The following is a 1042-nucleotide window of genomic DNA, read 5'->3' as shown; positions in this document are numbered from 1 at the left end:
TGCGAAGCGGTCCACCGCCCCGGTCACCCAAGCAATGATGTAACGATGGAAGCGGCGGGTTTATTCCCGCAATCAATAGGAGGCCAACTACGCCAAATCGGTCTTGAGAAAGTCATTGCCTTTAAAGAGCAACGGAACATCAAGAGCCTTGGCGCAGGCGTAGGAAAAGCAATCACCAAAATTAAGGTCAGCCGGATGACCGACCGCTTTGCCGTACCGGATGCTGGCATCAATGGCGCGCCCCCCGATATCCTCGTTGATGGCTACATTGCGAGCGTCGATCTCAACAATGAACGCATCGACCAGATCGCGCGCCGCAGACAGCAGTTCGGGAGTCGGCTTTTTGGCACCGGCATTCACTCGCCCGAGGGCAAGCGTAGCTTCGAGCCGAACAAGCGCTGAAATGTACAGCTGACCGTCGACGTCGGCGATCCGCTTCAGCAATTCCTCCCAACCCGATTCCTTGGCGAGAATTGCAACGACAACCGATGCGTCGACAAACATCAGTCTTCCCACATCTCGTCCATGAATGCCTTGATGTCGAAGGTGGTGTCGGACGGCCCCAACGCCGCTGCTTGCGCTTGAAGAACGGCAATCCTCTCCCGCAGCGGTTTGCGGGCGCGGCTTCGTTCAAGTTCGTGCAAAAGCGCGGTTCGCACGGCTTCCGTTTTGCTCGGCGCATTCGTCTCGCGCTGCAATTTCGTCGCCAGAGCATCTACCTCATCGTCGCGGATATAGAGCGGCATTTGAATATCTCCCGTGGAATATTCATATATTCCATTTTGAATATTCAAACAATGCTAACCCTCAAGTCTCTTTCGCCGCCCTGGTCAAAAGCCGCTGGTAAAACAGGCCGATGCCGATCAGCACGGCGCCAAGGCCGATGAAGGACAGTGCGCGAAGCACACCCTCCAGCTCCGACATGTCGAAGAGGAACACCTTCAGTACGGCGACCGCGATCAATGCGGCCGAGGCGATGCGCAGCACCTGTGATTTCAGCCAGACGCCGGCGGTCAGCAGCGCCACGCCGATGATCAGCCAG

General features: G+C 56.8%; 3 protein-coding genes. All 3 read right to left on the bottom strand.

Annotated elements, in window-relative coordinates; all coding sequences use genetic code 11:
• Positions 1–87 precede the first annotated feature (87 nt).
• On the bottom strand, positions 88–504 hold the full coding sequence (locus FJ980_RS34145) for a type II toxin-antitoxin system VapC family toxin (protein WP_140547728.1): 417 nt from the start codon (positions 502–504) through the stop codon (positions 88–90).
• On the bottom strand, positions 504–746 hold the full coding sequence (locus FJ980_RS34140) for a type II toxin-antitoxin system VapB family antitoxin (protein WP_140494579.1): 243 nt from the start codon (positions 744–746) through the stop codon (positions 504–506). The genes FJ980_RS34145 and FJ980_RS34140 overlap by 1 nt, the downstream gene beginning before the upstream one ends.
• 61 nt (positions 747–807) lie before the next feature.
• A partial coding sequence (locus FJ980_RS34135) for a DUF2339 domain-containing protein (RefSeq protein ID WP_140547727.1) occupies positions 808–1042 on the bottom strand: 235 nt, incomplete at its 5' end.

The organism is Mesorhizobium sp. B1-1-5, from assembly GCF_006443065.1.
Taxonomy (GTDB): domain Bacteria; phylum Pseudomonadota; class Alphaproteobacteria; order Rhizobiales; family Rhizobiaceae; genus Mesorhizobium.
This window is presented reverse-complemented; position numbering and strand designations above follow the sequence as displayed.